Source organism: Tepidanaerobacter sp. EBM-38 (genome assembly GCA_001896545.1).
Lineage (GTDB): Bacteria > Bacillota > Thermosediminibacteria > Thermosediminibacterales > Tepidanaerobacteraceae > Tepidanaerobacter.
The window spans coordinates 1-1788 of the sequence record MPOT01000019.1; the positions used below are offsets into that span (position 1 = coordinate 1).

General features: G+C 34.6%; 1 protein-coding gene. It reads left to right on the forward strand.

The window, feature by feature from the left end:
* Positions 1 to 641: 641 nt before the first annotated feature.
* The gene (locus BUC45_RS01180) at positions 642 to 1124 is read left to right on the forward strand and encodes a transposase (RefSeq protein WP_296969613.1); all 483 of its coding nucleotides are present in this window, start codon (positions 642 to 644) and stop codon (positions 1122 to 1124) included.
* The last annotated feature ends 664 nt before the right edge of the window (positions 1125 to 1788 follow it).

Here is a 1788-nt window from a genome sequence, read left to right on the forward strand (position 1 = left end):
CAGCAAATAATGCGTTATGGTGTTATTATATGGGCCGTGCAAATATTGTTTACAAAATATATGTCAGCATGAAATTTCAAACCGGATATAATTTAATAACCGATAGGATGTATATCAGCCGAATAATGTGTTGTGGTGTTATTATATTAGCCGAGCAAAGATAATAATATGCAATAAGAACAGGCTGGACACCAAAGGTAATAATGTGTAATAAGCGGGAGACCGATGGTCTCCCCTACAATAACATATTATTTATGAATATAAACGTTATGTGGCAATATATGAATTACCAACATATCGGGTTTTCCGTATATACCGCATGAATTACCAACAATGTAGGGGCGGTCATCGACCGCCCGCAGTACGATGATGTAACAAATGATTAATTAACGTAAACGTGCGTACAAAACATGAATTACCGACATGTCGGGTTTTCCGTATATAACGCATGAATTGCCAACATGTAGGGGCGGTCATCGACCGCCCGCTGTGCGATGACGTTACATTTTCATAATTCATACCAACATAAAATCACCATCAAATATTATTAAAAAATGCACATAATCTAGGAACTGCAAATTAGATATTGTTTATGAATAAGTGTCAACATAAAAATGTGTAATATGCAACGAGGTGGTCACATGGAGAAATTGCCTAAACGGAAGAACATAAGGTTAAATGAGTATGATTATTCACAAGCCGGGTATTATTTTATAACCATATGTACAAATGATAAGAAAAATTTATTTTGGAATGTAGGAGAGACATATGGCGGTCAATTTCAAAAACCACCATTATCAAAAATAGGTGAAATTGTTGATTTAGGGATTAATAAAATAAATTCTATCTACGACAATGTAGAAATTAATAAATACGTTATTATGCCAAATCATATACATTTTATTATTGTGTTATGTGCTGGAGAAGGCCAGTCAAAAACAACCCCTACGATATCTCGCATTGTTCAACAACTCAAAGGTTCTATTTCTAAACAGGTTGGTTTTCCATTATGGCAAAAATCATTTTATGACCATATAATAAGAAACCAGCAAGAATATGAAAAGATTTATGAATATATAGAAACAAATCCGTTAAAATGGGAAGAAGATAAATACCATATATAATTATAATACAAAATTTTCAACAATGTGCGGGCGGTTGCTGACCGCCCGCCGCGCAATAACGTAACATTTTATATTAATGTCAACATAAAACCGCAAATCAAACATTATTGAAAAATGTACATAAACATGCAATTGCACCGAATATTTTTTACGAATGTGCATACAAATTACAAACAATGTAGGGGCGGTCACTGACCGCCCGCAACACGAACCGCAGTACGATGATATAACAAATGATAAATTAACGTAAACGTTCCGCTGTAATATTGCGATATACGAATGACCGGCATGCAGCGGGAGACCGATGGTCTCCCCTACAATAACATATTATTAACATATTATTTATGAATATAAACGTTATATGGCGATATATGAATTACCGACATGTCGGGTTTTTCATATATACCGCATGGGTTACCAACATATCTGGTTTTTCGTATATACCGCATGGATTGCCAACATGTAGGGGCGGTCATCGACCGCCCGCCGTAATCCACCGCAACATATTATAATTAATATCAACAAGGAATTGCCAATAAAATTTCATTAATAAATGGTAGGATGTATATCAGCAAATAATGCGTTATGGTGTTATTATATGGGCCGTGCAAATATTGTTTACAAAATATATGTCAGCATGAAATTTCAAACCGGATATAATTTA

Bases quoted from the DNA above. Each gene is read 5' to 3' on its own strand.
- BUC45_RS01180 (WP_296969613.1), top strand. From the start codon at position 642: ATGGAGAAATTGCCTAAACGGAAGAACATAAGGTTAAATGAGTATGAT.